Source organism: Halobaculum sp. CBA1158, assembly GCF_021431925.1.
Classification (GTDB): Archaea; Halobacteriota; Halobacteria; order Halobacteriales; family Haloferacaceae; genus Halobaculum.
The window spans coordinates 1,595,512-1,612,726 of sequence record NZ_CP090371.1 but is presented as its reverse complement, the minus strand read 5'-3'; the positions used below and the strand labels follow the sequence as shown (position 1 = coordinate 1,612,726).

17 protein-coding genes are annotated in these 17,215 nt (G+C 69.2%); 11 read left to right on the top strand and 6 right to left on the bottom strand.

The window, feature by feature from the left end:
• Positions 1-153: 153 nt before the first annotated feature.
• The 4 genes from Hbl1158_RS08485 to Hbl1158_RS08470 all read left to right on the top strand — a co-directional run bounded on the left by Hbl1158_RS08485 (position 154) and on the right by Hbl1158_RS08470 (position 4,172).
• Positions 154-870: a fumarylacetoacetate hydrolase family protein gene (locus Hbl1158_RS08485; protein WP_234296418.1), complete on the top strand. Its 717-nt coding sequence runs from the start codon at positions 154-156 to the stop codon at positions 868-870.
• 96 nt (positions 871-966) lie between these two features.
• On the top strand, positions 967-2,007 hold the full coding sequence (locus tag Hbl1158_RS08480) for a D-2-hydroxyacid dehydrogenase (protein ID WP_234296417.1): 1,041 nt from the start codon (positions 967-969) through the stop codon (positions 2,005-2,007).
• An 88-nt stretch (positions 2,008-2,095) separates the two neighbouring features.
• On the top strand, positions 2,096-2,650 hold the full coding sequence (locus Hbl1158_RS08475) for a transcriptional regulator (protein WP_234296416.1): 555 nt from the start codon (positions 2,096-2,098) through the stop codon (positions 2,648-2,650).
• Positions 2,651-2,846: 196 nt separating this feature from the next.
• Positions 2,847-4,172 carry an alanine--tRNA ligase-related protein gene (locus tag Hbl1158_RS08470; RefSeq protein ID WP_234296415.1) on the top strand — a complete coding sequence of 442 codons (1,326 nt, stop codon included), beginning with the start codon at positions 2,847-2,849 and terminating at the stop codon, positions 4,170-4,172.
• 102 nt (positions 4,173-4,274) lie between these two features.
• Here the strand turns inward: Hbl1158_RS08470 and Hbl1158_RS08465 are convergent, their stop codons facing one another.
• Entirely contained in the window at positions 4,275-5,591 is a 1,317-nt protein-coding gene (locus Hbl1158_RS08465; RefSeq protein WP_234296413.1) for a carboxypeptidase regulatory-like domain-containing protein, read from the bottom strand.
• 299 nt (positions 5,592-5,890) lie between these two features.
• Between Hbl1158_RS08465 and Hbl1158_RS08460 the strand changes: the two genes are divergently transcribed.
• Positions 5,891-7,054, top strand: coding sequence for an acyl-CoA dehydrogenase family protein (locus tag Hbl1158_RS08460; protein WP_234296412.1), 1,164 nt, complete (start codon positions 5,891-5,893; stop codon positions 7,052-7,054).
• A gap of 3 nt (positions 7,055-7,057) precedes the next feature.
• On the top strand, positions 7,058-7,633 hold the full coding sequence (locus Hbl1158_RS08455) for an HAD hydrolase-like protein (RefSeq protein ID WP_234296409.1): 576 nt from the start codon (positions 7,058-7,060) through the stop codon (positions 7,631-7,633).
• A gap of 29 nt (positions 7,634-7,662) precedes the next feature.
• On the opposite strand, the gene Hbl1158_RS08450 is transcribed toward Hbl1158_RS08455, so the two are convergent.
• Positions 7,663-7,896 carry a DUF5822 domain-containing protein gene (locus tag Hbl1158_RS08450; protein ID WP_234296404.1) on the bottom strand — a complete coding sequence of 78 codons (234 nt, stop codon included), beginning with the start codon at positions 7,894-7,896 and terminating at the stop codon, positions 7,663-7,665.
• Between the two features lie 150 nt (positions 7,897-8,046).
• On the opposite strand from Hbl1158_RS08450, the gene panB reads away from it, so the two are divergent.
• Positions 8,047-8,859, top strand: coding sequence for a 3-methyl-2-oxobutanoate hydroxymethyltransferase (panB, locus tag Hbl1158_RS08445; RefSeq protein ID WP_234296402.1), 813 nt, complete (start codon positions 8,047-8,049; stop codon positions 8,857-8,859).
• A gap of 143 nt (positions 8,860-9,002) precedes the next feature.
• On the opposite strand, the gene Hbl1158_RS08440 is transcribed toward panB, so the two are convergent.
• Complete coding sequence (locus Hbl1158_RS08440; protein ID WP_234296399.1) at positions 9,003-9,827, bottom strand: alpha/beta hydrolase; 825 nt, start codon at positions 9,825-9,827, stop codon at positions 9,003-9,005.
• 182 nt (positions 9,828-10,009) lie between these two features.
• Between Hbl1158_RS08440 and Hbl1158_RS08435 the strand changes: the two genes are divergently transcribed.
• Together Hbl1158_RS08435 and Hbl1158_RS08430 are read left to right on the top strand one after the other, a co-directional pair.
• Entirely contained in the window at positions 10,010-10,255 is a 246-nt protein-coding gene (locus Hbl1158_RS08435; RefSeq protein WP_234296398.1) for an Hsp20/alpha crystallin family protein, read from the top strand.
• Positions 10,252-12,513 (top strand): CDC48 family AAA ATPase, encoded by a 2,262-nt coding sequence (locus Hbl1158_RS08430; protein WP_234296396.1) that lies wholly within the window; start codon positions 10,252-10,254, stop codon positions 12,511-12,513. Before Hbl1158_RS08435 ends, Hbl1158_RS08430 begins: the two co-directional genes overlap by 4 nt.
• A 199-nt stretch (positions 12,514-12,712) precedes the next feature.
• On the opposite strand, the gene Hbl1158_RS08425 is transcribed toward Hbl1158_RS08430, so the two are convergent.
• The 3 genes from Hbl1158_RS08425 to Hbl1158_RS08415 form a co-directional block, all read right to left on the bottom strand.
• A complete protein-coding gene (locus tag Hbl1158_RS08425) occupies positions 12,713-14,077 on the bottom strand; it encodes a hypothetical protein (RefSeq protein WP_234296395.1) in 1,365 nt (454 codons plus the stop codon).
• A 105-nt stretch (positions 14,078-14,182) separates the two neighbouring features.
• Positions 14,183-14,443 carry a hypothetical protein gene (locus Hbl1158_RS08420; protein ID WP_234296394.1) on the bottom strand — a complete coding sequence of 87 codons (261 nt, stop codon included), beginning with the start codon at positions 14,441-14,443 and terminating at the stop codon, positions 14,183-14,185.
• A gap of 112 nt (positions 14,444-14,555) precedes the next feature.
• Positions 14,556-15,629 (bottom strand): Mrp/NBP35 family ATP-binding protein, encoded by a 1,074-nt coding sequence (locus Hbl1158_RS08415; protein ID WP_234296393.1) that lies wholly within the window; start codon positions 15,627-15,629, stop codon positions 14,556-14,558.
• A gap of 170 nt (positions 15,630-15,799) precedes the next feature.
• On the opposite strand from Hbl1158_RS08415, the gene moaA reads away from it, so the two are divergent.
• Positions 15,800-16,810, top strand: coding sequence for a GTP 3',8-cyclase MoaA (moaA, locus tag Hbl1158_RS08410; protein ID WP_234296391.1), 1,011 nt, complete (start codon positions 15,800-15,802; stop codon positions 16,808-16,810).
• Positions 16,811-16,921: 111 nt separating this feature from the next.
• Complete coding sequence (locus Hbl1158_RS08405) at positions 16,922-17,215, top strand: 50S ribosomal protein L21e (protein WP_234296389.1); 294 nt, start codon at positions 16,922-16,924, stop codon at positions 17,213-17,215.

The window sequence follows — 17,215 nt, the reverse complement described above, 5'->3', positions numbered from 1 at the left end:
ACTCACGGGCGACGGATCGGGCGGGGAGGGTTTGGTGTTTTCCCCCGCGTCGACCGCCGGACGGCGGGTGCCGCGATCGACGGCCCGCCCGTCCGGCTGTCCATCCGTCGAGCGACCGGGAGCTACTTGCCGCCCCCGCGGCACGTGCCGCGCATGCGACTCGCACGCGTCCGCACCGACGACGGCGTCCGGGAGGGAGAGTACCGCGACGGCGCGCTGATCGCCGACGACGCCGAGTACGAGGTCGACGAGAACGACCTGATCGCGCCCTGCGACCCGGACGCGCTCTTCTGCGTCGGCCGCAACTTCGCCGCGACGCTCGATCAGATGGACTACGAGCGCCCCGAGGAGCCGGACTTCTTCATCAAGCCGCCCCACTCCGTCGTCGGCCACCGCGACCCGATCCCGTACCCCGAGTGGACCGACGAACTCACCTACGCCGGCGAGTTGGTCGCCGTCGTCGACGAGCCGTGTTCGGATCTCGCGCCCGCGGAGGTGCCGGACGCGGTCCGCGGGTACACCGTGATGAACGACGTGGACGCGCTCGACCAGCAGGGGCGAACCGCGCGCAAGGCGTTCACCGCCTCGGGCCCGCTCGGGCCGTGGATCGAGACGGAGGTCGACCCCGCGGACGTCGACATGCACACCGAGGTCGCCGGCGAGCGTCGCCAGGAGGCGAACACCGAGCTGATGCTGTTCGACCCCCACGAGGTCGTCTCGTACCTCTCGAAGCGGTTCGAGTTCCGCGCCGGCGACTGCGTCGCGTTCGGCTCGCCGGCGAACCCGGGCCTCGTCGAGCCGGGCGAGACCGTCGATATCACCTACGAGGGCGTCGGAACGCTCACCAACGAGGTCGTCGACGGCGACTGAGCGGCCGATCAGTCACGCGCCGCCGTCCCCCACCTCGGTCTCGTCCCGATCGCCGACGACAGCGACATTAAGTACCGCGCCGTCGTCGCGCCGGTCATGCGAATCGTCGTAACACGACAGAAGATCCACGGCCATCCGGCCGAGGAGTTCGCGGCGGCGCTGCGCGAGCGACTACCGGACCACGAGGTCGTGGTCGCGGACACGCCCGAACGCGAGCGCGAGGCGCTTCGGACGGCCGACGTGGCTACCGGCGAGGGGTACGCCGTCGAGGAGCACCTCGACGACGCGGCGTCGCTGCGGCTGTTCGCCGGCGTGTACGCCGGCACCGGACATCTCGATCTGGACGCCTTCGAGGAGGCGGGGGTCGCGGTGACGAACGCCTCGGGGGTGCACGGGCCGAACATCTCCGAGTACGTGATCGGCGCGCTCGTCGCGCTCGCCCGCGACTTTCGACGAGCGACGCGTCAGCAGGACCGTCGCGAGTGGCGCGCGTACCCCACGACGGAACTGTACGACTCGACGGTGACGGTCGTCGGTCTGGGGGCGATCGGGACGGCCGTCGTCGACCGCCTGGAGCCGTTCGGCGTCGAGACGCTCGGCGTGCGCTACACCCCGGAGAAGGGCGGGCCGACCGACGAGGTGTTCGGCTTCGACGAGTTGCACGACGCGCTCGCGCGGACGGACCACCTCGTGCTCGCGTGCCCGCTGACCGACGACACGGAGGGACTGATCGACCGCGAGGCGATCCGGACGCTCCCGCCGCAGGCGACGCTGGTGAACATCGCCCGCGGCCCGGTCGTCGACACCGACGACCTGGTGTACGCGCTGCGCTGGAACCAGATCCGCGGGGCGTTCCTCGACGTGACCGACCCCGAACCGCTGCCCGAGGACCACCCGCTGTGGGGGTTCGACGACGTACACATCACCCCGCACAACGCCGGCCACACCCCCCGCTACTTCGACCGCGTCGCCGACATCCTCGCGGGCAACGTCGAGCGACTCGCGGCGGCTGACGGGGTCGGAGACGCGGGCGACACGGGCGACACGGGCGACGCGGGCGACGACGTGCCCGGGGAGGACCCGGGCGACGGATCGCCCGTCCCCGCCGGCGTGGACCTGGAGAACCGGGTCGTCTGAGAGCGGGAGTACCGCCCCCGGCATCGGTTCCCGGTTCACCGCGGCTCGCGGAGCGCGGTTTTAACTGTCCGCGCGAGGTGCAGAGAGCATGGCGAAGTACTCCACCGGAAGCGGCGGAGGCGGCGACGACGGCGGCGCGTGCGAGCTGTGCGGCCGCGAGGATGCGAGCCTCTCGCGCGCCAACGTCGCCGGCGCGGATCTGCTGGTCTGTTCCGACTGTGCCCCCCACGACGACAGCGCGCGCGGCGGCGGCCGCGGCGGTCGCGGCGGCTCGGGTTCGGGCGGCGGAGGCGGCGGAGGCGGCGGATCCCGCGGCGAGGACGAGCCGAACCGCAAGAAACGGGCGGCCCAGAACGTCGCGAAGGCGATGGACGCGGGAACGGGCGACTCCAGACGCTGGGAGGAGGAGGGCACCGACTACGAGGAGGACCGGCTCCCGTACCTCGTCGACGACTACGGGGAGACGGTCACGGAGGCGCGACAGGACGCCGGCATGAGCGTCGACGACCTCGCGGCCGAACTCGGCGTCGACGCCGAGCAGGTCCACGCGGTCGAGGAGGGACGCGCGGCTCGCGCGGGCGTCGGCGGGTCCGTGGTGCGAGCGATCGAGAAGGAGTTGGACGTGGTCCTCGTGGACGAATAACGCGAGGGCGAGCGGAGCGAGCCCTCGAAGCTCAGCGTTCGAAAATCGCGGCGCGATTTTCGAGCTCACGAGACCGCAGGTCTCGTGAACGGCGAGGTCTGCGTGCCGAGCCGCCCGGGCAAAACGCGAGGGCGAGCGATACCCCACCGATCGCCGGAGGCGGACGACTTTTCGTTCCGGCTCACGAGTCGCCGGCATGAGCGATTCGCTCGCGCCGGCCGAGCCGACCGTTCGGTCTTTCGAGACGAGCGTCGAGTCGGTCGACGGCACAGAAGTCACGCTCGCGGAGACGTACTTCTACCCCGAGGGCGGGGGCCAGCCTCCGGACCGCGGCACCGTCGCCGGGGTCCCGGTCGTCGACGTCCAGTCGCGCGACGACGCGGTGGTACACACCCTCGCCGAGGAGCCCGCGCTCTCGGTCGGCGACGCGGTAGCCGGCGTCGTCGACGACGACTTCCGAACGTACTGCATGCGTGCCCACACCGCCAGCCACGTCCTGTACGGTGCGGGCCGACGACTGCTAGACGACCTCGGATACGGCGGCTTCGGGATCCGCGCGGCCTCCCCGGAGCGACGGAACCCCGATGCCGGCATCACCGACGGCGACGGCGGGGATGTCGCCGCCCCGAGCGCCGACGAGGAGAAGGTCCGCGTCGACTTCGTGACGAGCACGGAGATCACAGACGAGGTGCTGGTCGAGCTGGAGCGACTGGTCAACCGCGCGGTCTGGGACGCCCGGGCGGTCACGTGGGAGGAGCGGCCCGTCGAGGCGGCCCGCGAGGACGGCGCGGTCGCGTTCAACACGAAGACCGAGGAGGGCGTGATGGCCGACGCGGACACCGTCCGAGTCGTCGAGATCGAGGGGTGGGACGCCGCCGCCTGCGGCGGCACGCACGTCGCCAACACGTCCGAGATCGGTCCGGTGACGGTCCTCGGCCGCTCGAACCCCGGCGAGGGGCTCACCCGCGTCGAGTTCGCGGTCGGACCCGCCGGGATCCGTCGCCGCGCGGACACCCACGGCGCGGCGCTCGACGCCGCCAGAACGCTCGGGGTCGCGCTCGAGGACCTTCCCGAGGCCGTCGAGCGCGTCGACGACGAGCGCGAGGAGGCGCTCGCGGAGGCGACCGCGCTGCGCGAGGAGGCGCTCGTCCGGCGGGTCCGCGGCTTCGACAGGGTCGACCGCGACGGCGTCGGCTGGCGAGTCGGTTCCGTCTCGGGAGTCGACGCGAACGCCGTCGGCGAGGCGGCCCAGACGGTCGTCCGCGGGGAGTCCGCCGGATCGGAATCCGGTGACGCCGCGGTCGCTGACGCCCCCCACGCGGTCGCGGCCGTCGGCGACGGGGAGTCACCGTTCGTCGTCGTCGCCGTGGACCCGGCCGTCGACGCCGTGGACGCCGGCGACGTGGTCGACCGGGTGACCGACGAGTTCGGCGGCGGAGGCGGCGGATCGCCGGCGTTCGCACAGGGCGGCGGTCTCGACGCGGAACCCGACGCAGTCGTCTCGTTCCTCCGGTCGCCGTAGCCGGGAAATCCGAGCCTCGGATCGACCTCTACCGTCGACAGCGACCAACGAGTATCCGTCGACAGCGACCCGCGAGCACTCGTCGGATGGGGCCCGCGAGCTTCAGTCAGCTCGCCGTGATCGACCGATTCGTACCGCCGCCAGCGCCCCGAGCGTGACCATCGCGAGTGCGGCCGTGATCGGAGTGAACCCGGGGATGCTGATCCCGGCGTCGGGCTCGGGCGTCGCAGTCGCGGCGTCCGGCGGCTCGGTCGCTGTGGCCGTCGCGGTCGGCGACGCGGTCGACGGGAGCGCCGTCCGCTCGCTCACCACCTCGACGGTCACCGCCTCTGCGGTCAACTCGTCCGTCTCGGCGACGACGGTGTGGTTCCCCTCGGCGTCGAACCGGACGGTCAGCGAGCCGTCGTCGCCGGTGGTGCCGACGGCCTCGCCGTCGACGCGAACGGTCGCGCCGGCGACCGGGTCGCCGTAGGCGTCGACGACGCGGACGACCGTGCGCTCGCCGGCGACGACGCGGTCGTTGACGGCGGTGAGATTCAGCCGGGGCGTCCGCCCGATCGTGAGATTCACCGCTCGCGGGGACTCCCCAACGTCGACGGTCCGGCTCACCGTCTCGTACCCCTCCTTCGTCACGTCGACGTCGAGTTCGGCGTTCACCGGCACCTGCGCGGTCGCCTCGCCGTTGCCGAGGGTGGTGAACGTGCCGGCGGTCTCCAGGTCGATCCGCGCGTCGGCGACCCCACGGGGCGGGTCGAAGCGGTCGTCGGTAACGCTGAACGAGAGCGTGACCGACCCGCGCTCGACTCCGACGGTGGCGGTCGTATCCGCGCCGACGGTCACGTCGGTCCGCGACCGGTAGTAGCCCTCCTTGACGACTGTCAGACCGTACTCGCGCTGTTCGATCACGCCCGTCGTGTACGTGCCGTCGGCGTCGGTTCGGGCGTCAACGACGATCTCACCGTCCTGTCTGAGCAGGACCCGGGCGTCGGCGACCGGCTCGGCGGAGTCGTCCTCGACGGAGACCGTGAGCCGGGCCCGTTCGCGGACGGTGACGCCGACCTCACGCTCTGTGGCGTTTCCGATGACTACCGGCGCGTTCAGCACGTAATCCGGGTGATCGACGCCGAGTTCGACACGAGCGCCGGCTGGCACGTCGAGGAACGCGCGGCCGTTGCTGGCGGTCGACGCGGTGTCGGTGCCGTCGTCCCACGCGGCGGTGATCTCCGCGTCGTCGACGGGGTCGCCCGCGGCCGTCTCGACGGCGACCGTGATGGTGACAGTCGCCTCTTGTGTCGCGGCCGGCGGGGCCGTCGCGGAGCCGACGGGACTCTCGGTTCCGTCGACGCCGGCGGCACCGGATATTCCGGCGACTCCGACGACCGGCACCGCCACTAGGAGGACGACCGTCGCGAGGACCATCGACCGTGAACGGGGACACATCTCGTGGATCCCTACTGGATTCGGGCTGAAAGGTACGCGCGGCTTTCGCGGAAACAGGCGGCGGCTAACGTGGATCACTCGGTGTTCCTCTCGACTCGCGGTTCCTCACGACTCGTGGTTCCCCGACTCGTGGTTCCCCGACTCGTAGTTTCACCCAGCCCGCTTGTGACCCGCTCGTCGCCGGTCGCCGCAGGCGGACTCGTCGTTCGCCGACGAAACGCCCTGCCGACAAGGCACGAGTGAGACACGCTTAACCGCCGCGACGCGAACCCTCTCGCATGACGAACGCGAACCCCGGTCCGTACGCGCACTCCCCGTCGATGCTCTCGGAGGAGGAGCGTGCGATCCGCGAGGTCGTCCGGGAGGTCGCCGTCGAGGAGCTTCGCCCCGGCGCTCGGGAGGCCGACGAGACGGAGACGTTCCCGGAGGACGCGTGGGACACGCTCGCGGACCTGGACCTGACCGGCCTGACCGTCCCCGAGGAGTACGGCGGGTTCGACGCCGATCGCTCGACGTACGCGGTCGTGAACGAGGAACTCGCGTACGGACAGCTCGCGGTCGCGACCGCCCTCTCTGTACATTGCCTCGCCACCTCCTGTATCGCGAACTTCGGCTCGGAGGCGGTCAGAGACGAGTGGCTCCCCGAGATGGTCGACGGTCGACCCGTCGGCGCGTTCTGCCTCTCCGAGCCGGACGCCGGCTCGAACCCCGCACAGATGAGCACGACCGCCGAACGCGACGGCGACGAGTACGTCCTGAACGGCGAGAAGCAGTGGATCACGAACGGCGAGCGCGCCGGCGTGTACATCGTCTTCGCGAAGACCGATCCCGCTGACGACGGCTCGATCACCCAGTTCCTCGTCCCCGCCGATCGCGACGGCGTTGCCGTCGGAAAAAAGGAGGAGAAGTTGGGCCTGCGCGCCTCCGACACCGTCGGGATGCAGTTCTCGGACGTGCGCGTTCCCGAACGGTACCGGCTCACGGAGGAGGGGAAGGGGCTCTCGGCGGCGTTCGAGACGCTCACCGGCGGCCGGATCGCCATCGCCGCGCAGGCGGTCGGGCTCGCGCAGGCGGCGCTCGACGAGGCCCGAGAGTACGTCGGCGAGCGCGAACAGTTCGACCGGCCGATCGGCGAGATCGAGTCGGTCCGGAACACATTTGCAGAGATGGCGACGAAGGTACAGGCGTCGCGCCTGCTCGTCCGCGAGGCGGCCCGCCAGTCCGACGCCGGCGAGGACCCCCGGCTGGCGGCGTCGATGGCGAAGTACTTCGCCAGCGAGTCGGCCGTGGACGTGACCAACGACGCGATCCAGCTCCACGGCGGCTACGGCTACATGAGCGAGTTCGACGTGGAACGGTTCTACCGGGACTCGAAGATCACCACCATCTACGAGGGGACGACCCAGATCCAGAAGACGATCATCGCTCGGGAGCTGTTGTAACCCGTGACCGGACCCGCCGACTCACCTGAGGCGGTGGCCGCGGATGCGAACGCCGGCGACGACTACGCCGGCTACGACGCGGTCGTGTTCGACCTCGACGGCACGCTCGTCGACCTCGCTGTCGACTGGGACGCCGCCGCCGCCGACGCGGTCGAACTGTTCGAGCGCGCGGGACACGACGCCGCCGGCGCGGACCTGTGGGGGCTCCTCGAGCGCGCCGACGCGGTCGACCTCCGCTCGGACCTGGAGGCGGTGCTCGCGGACCACGAGACCGCCGGCGCGGCCGCCTCTGCCCGGCTTCCCCGCGCCGATCACCTCCCGCTGTCGGTGCCGACGGGCGTGTGCTCGCTCAACTGCGAGATGGCGTGTCGAACCGCGCTCGACCGACACGGGATCGCGGATCACGTTCGAAGCGTCGTCGGTCGCGACTCGGTCGCGACGTACAAGCCCGACCCCGAGCCGTTGCTGGCGACGTTCGACGGCCTCGGCGTCGCGCCCGCGGACGGGCTGTTCGTCGGCGACTCCGAGCGCGACGCCGCGACGGCGGAGCGCGCCGGCGTCGACTTCCGGTGGGCGTAGCCGGGGAGCGGTTCGCGCCGTTCGCCGACTCACGCTCGGACGGTCTTTTCGTAGTAGAACACGGCGACCGCGGTGACGATCCAGATCACCGCGCCGACACGGATCGCGAACCCGGCGCGTGCGCCCCACGTGGGCAGGGTGACGAACGCCGACAGCGCGGCGACGACAAGCGCCCCGAACGTGACCGTGAGGACGAACGTCGTCTGCATCACCCAGCCGTAGTCGACCCCTTCGGGATCGGTCGTCTCGACGCGCTCGGGCACGGGCGGGAGTTCGACCCGATCGGGTAAGCCGTGTCGGTTTCGACCGGCGGCGATGCCAACGACCGGGAGACCCGCCGCTCACGCCGTTCGGATCACGAAGCCTCGTCCGGATCGCACGGATTAATCGGGTGGCCTCACGAACCCGGAGCTATGGTCACCACGCGGGACATCCGCGAGCGGGCGGCAGACGAGCCGATCACGATGCTCACGGCGTACGACGCCCCGACCGCCGCCGTCGTCGATGACGTCGGTATCGACATCGTTCTCGTCGGCGACTCCATGGGCAACGCCGTGCTCGGTCACGACTCCACGCTGCCCGTCACCCTCGAGGAGGTGCGCAGTCGAACCGGGGCCGTCGCTCGCGCGACCGACGACGCGCTCGTCGTCGCCGACATGCCGTTTCTCTCCTTCGGCGTCGACGAGGCAGAGAGCGTCGAGAACGCCGGTCGAATGCTGAAGGAGGCGGACGCGGACGCTGTGAAGCTCGAGTCCGGTGCGCATACCGTCGAGTTGACGCGTCGACTCACGGAACTCGGTATTCCCGTGATGGCACACCTGGGATTGACTCCCCAACACGTGAACGAGACCGGCGGCTACCAGCGGCAGGGCACCGACGCGGACGCCGCCGAACGAATGCTCGAGCTCGCCCGCGAACACGAGGACGCCGGCGCGTTCTCGCTGGTGCTCGAGCACGTCCCCGCGAACCTCGCCGAACAGATCACCGAGGCGCTCGAGATCCCGACGATCGGCATCGGCGCGGGCTCGGACACGCACGGACAGGTGCTCGTGATCACGGACGTGCTCGGCCTCGACGAGTGGTCGCCGCCGTTCTCGAAGCAGTACGCGGACCTCCGCGGGGAGATGGCAGAGGCGATCGGCGCGTACAAGCGGGAGGTCGAGAACGGGGAGTTCCCGGCCGAGGAACACAGCCACGTCGAAGACGACGTGGACGACGTCTACTGACTCGTCTCCCGATTCTGGCTGACAGGCGGCCCCGCTCGCCTCCGGAACGGTCGGCCGCGCACCCGCGAGCCGTTCCGGAGCGGCTCAGTTCGCCACGGCGGCCGTGGTCCCGTCATCCCATTTGAACTCTCGCTCGGAAGCGGCTACACCCGGTCGAGCAGTTCGGCGACCGAATCGCCGAATGCGACGGGACGTTCGAGCATCGCGAGGTGAGCGGCGTCGTCGAGAACCCGCAGCGAGCAGTCGGAGATCTCGGCGGCGAGATACTCGTGGTATCGCGGCGGCGTCAGTCCGTCGTGTTCGCCGACTATCGCGAGGGTCGGGGCGTCGATCTCGTCGAGTCGGTCCCGAACGTCGAACGAGTGGCAGGTACGGAAGTCGCGCTCGACGGTCGCACGGCCGGCCTCACGCATGGCCTCTCGGGACCGCGAGAGGGTCGCGTCGTCGGCGTCGTGAAACAGCCGGTCGGCCTCGTGGAGGAACTCGACGGCGCGCTCGAAGTCCTCGCGCAGCCACACGAGCAGATCATCGAGGACCGTTAGTTTCGCGCCCGTCCCGGCGAGGACGAGGCCATCGATCTCGAGGTCGCGCTCCAACGCGACCCACATCGCGACCGCGCCGCCCAGGGAGTTCCCGACGAGCACCGAGGCGTCTGTCGCCTCGGCGACGGCCACCACGTCGGCGGCGTACGCCTCCAGCGTCTCCGGTCCGGGCGCGGCGTCCACGTCGTCGCTGTCGCCGTGACCGCTGAGATCGAGCGCCGCCACGGACGCACGATCGGCGAGCCGGGACAGTCCGACCCACAGCTCTCCGGTCGCGCCGCTCCCGTGGACGCACAGCACGCCGGGAACGTCGCTGTCGGGAGGCTGCTCGGCGTCTCCGCTGCGATCGGCGTCGATACCGTCGTCCGGGTCCTCGCCGAGGACCCGATACGCCGTTCGCCTGCCGTGGTGGTCGACGGTTCGCATACCATACGTCGCCGCGGCCGGGGCTTAAATTGGCCGGCGACGACGTCGATGCCTCTCTCGACTTCGCTCCCGACGGTCGTGAACTGCTACACAACGTCTCTCGGGTAGAACGGCCGCCTTACTGCGATTCATGGACGATATGTTTATATACTTAGCCGCATTACCTTGGGTTAGGAATAGACATGACACAACGCCAATTCACCGACCGCCGCGACCGGTTCGTCCGGCGGTACGACTACGCGGACGGGACCGTCGTCGCGGCGGATCTGAACGCGGCCGACGAGGACGTCTCCGTCGACACCGTCGACGGAACTGCGATCGTCGTCATCGCGGGCGACGAGAATGACGAGGAGTTCGAGTTCGAACTTCCCGGTCCGGCCGCAAACGTTGACATCGAGAACGGCGTACTCACGATCCAGACCGCATGAAACTCACAGTCAAACCGCTGAAACAGAAGGACGCCGGGCGTCGCCTGGCCGCTATCGACCGCGTCGCCGCCGAGGAACTCGATCTCTCGGGCGGGGACTACATTCGAATCGAGGGCGACTCCACGGCGATCGCCCGCGTCTGGCCGGGGTATCCGGAGGACGACAACACGGGCGTCGTCCGTATCGACGGTCAACTCCGCCAGGAGGCCGGCGTCGGTATCGACGACAGAGTGACGATCGAGGCCGCGGACGTAGAGCCCGCCGACCGGATCACGATCGCGCTCCCGCAGCAGTTCGGGATACGCGGCAACGTCGGCTCGATCATCCGCGACAAGCTCTCGGGCCAGCCGGTCACGCAGGGGCAGACCATCCGGTTCCCCCTCGGACTCGGGCTCATGGGCGGCGGCTCGCAGGCCGTCCCGCTGAAGATCGCGTCCACCGAGCCGACCGGTACCGTCGTCATCACCGACTCGACGGAGGTCGACATCTCCGAGAAGCCCGCCGAACAGATCGCCGAGTCGGCGACAGGCGGCGGCGCGGAGACGCCGGACGTCGCCTACGAGGACATCGGCGGCCTCGACGACGAACTTGAGCAGGTGCGCGAGATGATCGAGCTGCCGATGCGGCACCCGGAGCTGTTCAAGCGCCTCGGTATCGAGCCGCCGAAGGGCGTGCTCCTCCACGGCCCGCCGGGCACGGGGAAGACGCTGATAGCGAAGGCCGTCGCCAACGAGATCGACGCGCACTTCCAGACGCTCTCGGGCCCCGAGATCATGTCGAAGTACTACGGGGAGTCCGAGGAGCAACTGCGTGAGGTGTTCGAGGAGGCCGCCGAGAACGCCCCCGCGATCATCTTCATGGACGAACTGGATTCCATCGCGCCCAAGCGCGAGGAGGCCGGCGGCGACGTGGAACGCCGCGTCGTGGCCCAACTGCTCTCGCTGATGGACGGGCTCGAGGAGCGCGGCGAGGTCGTCGTCATCGGCGCGACCAACCGCGTTGACGCCATCGACCCGGCGCTGCGCCGCGGCGGTCGCTTCGACCGCGAGATCGAGATCGGCGTGCCCGACCGCGACGGCCGCAAGGAGATCCTCCAGGTCCACACCCGGAACATGCCGCTGTCGGAGGACATCGACATCGACGAGTACGCCGAGACCACCCACGGCTTCGTCGGCGCGGACATCGCCAGCCTGGCGAAGGAGGCTGGGATGAACGCCATCCGTCGTATCCGGCCACAGATCGACCTCGATGAAGACGAGATCGACGCGGAGATCCTCGAGTCGATCGAGATCACGAGCCGCGACATGAAGGAGGCGCTGAAGGGCATCGAGCCGTCCGCGCTCCGGGAGGTGTTCGTCGAGGTGCCCGACGTGACGTGGGGCGACGTGGGCGGACTCGAGGGCACCAAAGAGCGGCTCCGCGAGACGATCCAATGGCCCCTCGACTACCCCGAGGTGTTCGAGCAGATGGACATGGAGTCGGCCAAGGGCGTACTGATGTACGGCCCGCCGGGGACGGGGAAGACCCTGCTGGCGAAGGCCGTCGCCAACGAGTCCGAGTCCAACTTCATCTCGGTGAAGGGGCCGGAGCTGTTGAACAAGTACGTGGGCGAGTCCGAGAAGGGCGTCCGCGAGATCTTCAGCAAGGCGCGCGAGAACTCGCCGACGATCGTCTTCTTCGACGAGATCGACGCGATCGCGACCGAGCGCGGGAGCAACTCCAGCGACTCGGGCGTCTCCGAGCGCGTCGTCTCCCAGCTCCTCACCGAACTCGACGGTCTCGAGACGCTGGAGGACGTGGTCGTCATCGCGACCACGAACCGTCCGGACCTCATCGACAGCGCGCTGCTTCGCCCGGGACGGCTCGACCGGCACGTCCACGTCCCCGTCCCCGACGAGGACGGCCGCCGGAAGATCTTCGAGGTCCACACGGACCACAAGCCGCTGGCGGACGACGTGGACCTCAACGCGCTGGCGCGCCGGACCGAGGGATACGTCGGGGCCGACATCGAAGCCGTCTGCCGCGAGGCGTCGATGAACGCCTCGCGGGAGTTCATCCAGTCGGTCTCGCCCGAAGAGGTCGACGATTCCGTCGGCAACGTCCGCGTGACGATGGCCCACTTCGAGGACGCCCTGGACGAGGTGAACCCCTCCGTCACCGACGAGACCAGACAGCGCTACGAGGAGATCGAACAGCGGTTCCAGAGCACGGAACCCCGCGAGCAGTCCGAGACCGAACTGGGTCGGACCTTCCAGTAGAGGGCGCGTTCGGGTCGTCGGATCCCCGGTGGATCCGACTCCCACGTAAGCGCGGAGCGTTCGATCGATCCGGACCCCGCCGTCGAGCGCCTCGCGCGGGCGGTGCTGTGGGCGCTCTCGTTCGTCGTGCCCGAACACTCATCGGACCCTCCCGAGCCTCGCTGCCGGGCTTTGGAGGGTGCGATGATCTGGGTCGCGTTCAGAGTTCGTCGTCGGTCGCGTCCCCGAGCGCCGCGATGTCGTCGTTGATGTCGTCCCCCGAGCTCTCCCCGGGCAGGATGTCCCCGAGCGCGGCCCCGAACGACGCGACCGTCCAGACGACGCTGATCCGGGCCAACGCCACGACCGGGTCCTCCCAGTTCTCGACGCGCCCCCACATCGTCATGAGCGCGGCCGCGGTCAAAAACGAGACGAGCGCCGTCCCGACCAGCCGCCGTGGGACGTAGCCGAAGATCGGTCGCAGCTCTCGCACGTCCTGCGGTCCCGCCCAGTAGACGAGCGAGTGGACCATCAGGAGGACGAACGCGGTGTTCGCGAGGAAGTACACCGGGAAGAACTCGAGCCGGAACGCGAGAAAGAAGGCCGCGACGTCGAAGACGCCGTCCTCGACCAGAAACGGGATCGAGAAGAAGATGCTGCCGACGAACGCCTCGGCGATGTCGCGCGAGGTGTACTTCTGGATCCTGTCGCCGAACACGTCGTCGAGTGTCGCCTCGATCGCCGCCCCCCTGATCCGGTTGACCTCGGACCGCTGGGCGAAGTCGTCGACGACCGACTCCAGATCGTCGAACTCCTCGTGGATCGCCTCCAGGAGCGCGCTGTCACTCAGGCTCCCGACCGCGTCCCGGTCGTCGTCCGACCGAACGCCACCGACCCTACTCCGGGCTCCGTGTCGGGGGTCGTCTCGGACCGATTCAGTCCGTGCGATGACGGACGGAGCGGGATCGGCGTCCGAGAGGATGTCGCCGAGTGCCGCCCCCAGCGACCCCACGGTCCAGATCACGTTGATGCGAGCGATCGCCTCGATCGGCGACGCCCAGCTCCCGACCCGCCCCCAGACGGTCATCAGGACTGCGGCCACGAGAAACGAGACCGTGAGCGTCATGAACACGCGCAGCGGGACGACCCCGAACAGCGTCTGCGCCTCCGTTTTGTTCTGGCCAGTCCACTCGAGCAGCGCGTACGTCATGAACACGACGAACGCCGTGTTGGCGATCAGGAACACCGGAACGCCGTGGAGGGTGAACCCGAAGAGATGATCGGCGATGTCGAAGACGCCGTCCTCGACGAGGAGCGGCGACGCGAAGATGACGCTCCCGACGAACGCCTCTGCGGCGTCGCGGGCGTCGAGGGTGCGAACCCCCGACTCGATGATCCCCCGCTCGTGGGCCTCCGCGAGCAGCTCCTCGACGTCTCTGACCTCCTCGCGGGTCTCGGGATCGTCCGCCTCCGCCGTCAGCCCCCGTAGATCGGTGAAGAGGCCTTCGATCGTGGGTTCGTGACGCTCGACCGGACTCGCGCTCGGATCGCCCGACGGGCGGCTCGACGACGGGTCTTCGGACATTCAGTTCGCCTCCCCGTTTCCCCCACGCGACAATAGGTGTTCACGTCGACCCTGCCCCCCTCGGACCACGGCCGCGCCCGAGCGGAGTCGATCCGCCGAGCCCGGTCAGTCCCGCTCCAGCCCACCGCGTTCTTTGATCTGCATGATCCGGCGAACGTTCAGGTAGATCTCCTCGGGCGAGGTGTCCTCGTCGGGGTCGTACAGGTCCGAGACGCGATAGAGGATCGCCGAGAGCTGTTTCGACTCGCCCGAGTCGCCGCGGACGTCCTCGGCGACGGCGCGAAGGAACGCTCTCGTTTCCGGGTCGTCGGCGAACTCCCGATCCGAGTCGGGCGCGAGCTGCCAGTCGTCGTCACCGTCGGTCATGTCCCGCGTTCGTCGCGCCGTCGGCTAAGCCCTTTCCGACTCGTCGGAAGCTCGTGAAAACCGGTGTGTCTCCGTCCCGCCTCGTCTCGGGTCGGGCTGGGACCCGCTCGCGTTACTGCGTCGGCGACTCGCGCTCTGCGCGCCGGCTCGCCTTCCGGCGCTGGACGACGCCGACGTTGTTCGCGACGTTCTCGGTGACGAGCCTGAACGCGTCGGCGACCTCGCCGGCGTCGTCCTCGCGGACGACCGGCGCGCCGCCGTCGCCCCCCTGCCTGACTGACGGGTCCAGGGGGATCCCGCCCAGGAACGGGAGGTCGTTGTCGGCGGCGAACTGCTTGCCGCCGCCCTTGCCGAAGATGTCGTGTTCGTTGCCGCAGTCGGGACAGACGAACCCGGACATGTTCTCGACGATCCCGAGCACGTTCGTGTCGTGCTTGCCGAACATCCGCAGGCCCTTGTTCGCGTCGTCGAGGGCGACCTCCTCGGGGGTCGTGACGATCACAGCCCCCGTGAGCGGAAGCGTCTGGAGGATAGTGAGCTGAGTGTCGCCGGTGCCCGGCGGCAGGTCGAGCACGAGATAGTCGAGCGCGCCCCACTCCACGTCCTCAACGAGCTGCGTGAGCAGCTTGTGGACCATCGGCCCCCGCCAGATGACGGGGTCGTCCTCGCCGACGAGGAACGCCATGCTCATCAGCTTCATCCCGAACTTCTGCGGCGGGATGATCGTCTCCTGGTCGGTCGCGTGCGGGGCCTCGTCGGCGTCGACCATCCGCGGGACGTTCGGCCCGTAGATGTCGGCGTCGAACAGCCCGACGCGTGCGCCCAGTTGGGAGAGTCCGGCCGCGAGGTTCACAGCGACCGTCGACTTCCCGACGCCGCCCTTGCCGGAGGCGACCGCGATGACGTTCTTGACGTTCGGGAGCACCTCCTCCCCGGAGTCGAGATCCGACTCCACGTTCGCGGAGATGTCCAGCGCGTAGTCGCTGTCCGCCAGCGCGTCTCGAACTTCCTCGGCGATGGCCGTCTCGTTCGGGGCGTACGGCGCACCGAGCGCGAGCGACACCCTGATCACGCCCTCCTCGTCGTCCACCTGTACCGCGTTCACGAGGCCGAGCGAGACGATGTCGTCGCCGAGGTCCGGGTCCTCGACGCCCGCGAGTCGCTCGCGTACGGCGGCTTCATCCATGTCCGCCTGTCGGCGAGCGCCCCGAATAAGGGTTTCCCACGGGGTGACATCGCACCGCCGAACGGCGACCGATGTATCTTTGTAGAAACGTCGATGGTAACCACAAACAATTACTATTTGTCCCGAACGTCCCACACGTTCAAGTACGAGCGAACGAAGATTGCTACATAATGCCGACACCGCTGGTCGACGACTTCGGGCGGGAGGTGACGGGGGTACGCGTCTCGCTCACCGACCGGTGCAACTTCGACTGCGTCTACTGCCACAACGAGGGACTGGGGGACACGCGCGGGCCGATGGACGCTCAAGACGACGAGATGTCCACCGACGACGTGGTCCGCTTCCTGGAGGTCGCCGCCGAGTTCGGCGTCGACGCGGTGAAGTTCACCGGCGGCGAGCCGATGCTTCGGGACGACCTGGAGGAGATCATCCGACGGACGCCGGAGTCGATGGAGACCTCGATGACGACCAACGGTACCTTCCTTCCGGGTCGTGCCGAGGACCTCGTCGACGCCGGGCTCGACCGCGTCAACGTCTCGCAGGACGCCCTCGACCCCGACGCGTTCGCGGAGATAACCAAGTCGGGAGCCTACGAGCAGGTGCTCGAGGGCGTGCGCTGTGCCGTCGACGCCGGCCTCGACCCGGTGAAGCTCAACATGGTCGTGTTCGAGCACACCGCCGGCTACGTCGAGGGAATGGTCGACCACGTCGCCGAGAACGACGGGCTCCAGCTCCAGCTCATCGAGTACATGCCGGAGCTGACCGGGAGGCCCGAGTGGAACATCGACATCGGGCGCGTCCACGACTGGCTCTCGGACATCGCGGTGCGCGTCGAGCACCGGGAGATGCACGACCGCAAGCGCTACTACGTCGGCGACGCCGACGCGGCCAGCGCCGACTCCCCCGACGCCGCCGGGCTCGGGATGGTCGAGATCGTCGACCCCGTCGAAAACGCCGACTTCTGCGCGAACTGCGGCCGCGTCCGAGTCACCCACGAGGGATACCTCAAGGGCTGTCTCAACCGCAACGACGACCTGAAGTCGATGGGCGAGATGACGAAGCCCGAGATCCGGGAGGCGTTCCGAGAGGTCGTCGCCGACCGCGTCCCCTACTACGGGGAGTACCTCGTCGAGAACGACCGCGGCGAGTACGAGATCAACGAGGAGTACATCGGCGCGTGATCGGTGCCGACGGGCGAGCGACGCCACCGGCGTCTCCCGTGTGACTCCGCCCCACCCGGGGCGCGGAACGCGGGGTTTATACCCCGGACGGAAGAAGACGTGCGCACGACTATGCCGAGCTCGAACGGCCCCCTTCACAGCACGCGAGGAAAGCTCTCGAACGACCCCCGCGACCGCGGCACATCGCCGCCCCAGCGGGCGATCGCGGAGTTCGACGAGGGACAGAAGGTCCACCTCTCGCTGGACCCGTCGATCCCCGACGGCCGCTTCCACCCGCGGTTCAACGGCCACACCGGTACCGTCATCGGCAAGCAGGGAACGGCGTTCAAGGTCGAGATCGTCGACGGCGACACCGCCAAGACGATCATCGCCAAGCCCGCTCACCTGAACGCGCAAACCGAGTGA

Excerpts from the sequence above, each read along its gene's own strand:
- Hbl1158_RS08405 (WP_234296389.1), top strand. The coding sequence starts at position 16,922 with ATGCCGAGCTCGAACGGCCCCCTTCACAGCACGCGAGGAAAGCTCTCG.
- Hbl1158_RS08470 (WP_234296415.1), top strand. The coding sequence starts at position 2,847 with ATGAGCGATTCGCTCGCGCCGGCCGAGCCGACCGTTCGGTCTTTCGAG.
- panB (WP_234296402.1), top strand. The coding sequence starts at position 8,047 with ATGGTCACCACGCGGGACATCCGCGAGCGGGCGGCAGACGAGCCGATC.
- Hbl1158_RS08425 (WP_234296395.1), bottom strand. The coding sequence starts at position 14,077 with ATGTCCGAAGACCCGTCGTCGAGCCGCCCGTCGGGCGATCCGAGCGCG.
- Hbl1158_RS08420 (WP_234296394.1), bottom strand. The coding sequence starts at position 14,443 with ATGACCGACGGTGACGACGACTGGCAGCTCGCGCCCGACTCGGATCGG.
- Hbl1158_RS08465 (WP_234296413.1), bottom strand. The coding sequence starts at position 5,591 with ATGGTCCTCGCGACGGTCGTCCTCCTAGTGGCGGTGCCGGTCGTCGGA.
- Hbl1158_RS08430 (WP_234296396.1), top strand. The coding sequence starts at position 10,252 with ATGAAACTCACAGTCAAACCGCTGAAACAGAAGGACGCCGGGCGTCGC.
- Hbl1158_RS08460 (WP_234296412.1), top strand. The coding sequence starts at position 5,891 with ATGACGAACGCGAACCCCGGTCCGTACGCGCACTCCCCGTCGATGCTC.
- Hbl1158_RS08480 (WP_234296417.1), top strand. The coding sequence starts at position 967 with ATGCGAATCGTCGTAACACGACAGAAGATCCACGGCCATCCGGCCGAG.
- Hbl1158_RS08440 (WP_234296399.1), bottom strand. The coding sequence starts at position 9,827 with ATGCGAACCGTCGACCACCACGGCAGGCGAACGGCGTATCGGGTCCTC.
- Hbl1158_RS08435 (WP_234296398.1), top strand. The coding sequence starts at position 10,010 with ATGACACAACGCCAATTCACCGACCGCCGCGACCGGTTCGTCCGGCGG.
- Hbl1158_RS08475 (WP_234296416.1), top strand. The coding sequence starts at position 2,096 with ATGGCGAAGTACTCCACCGGAAGCGGCGGAGGCGGCGACGACGGCGGC.
- moaA (WP_234296391.1), top strand. The coding sequence starts at position 15,800 with ATGCCGACACCGCTGGTCGACGACTTCGGGCGGGAGGTGACGGGGGTA.
- Hbl1158_RS08415 (WP_234296393.1), bottom strand. The coding sequence starts at position 15,629 with ATGGATGAAGCCGCCGTACGCGAGCGACTCGCGGGCGTCGAGGACCCG.
- Hbl1158_RS08485 (WP_234296418.1), top strand. The coding sequence starts at position 154 with ATGCGACTCGCACGCGTCCGCACCGACGACGGCGTCCGGGAGGGAGAG.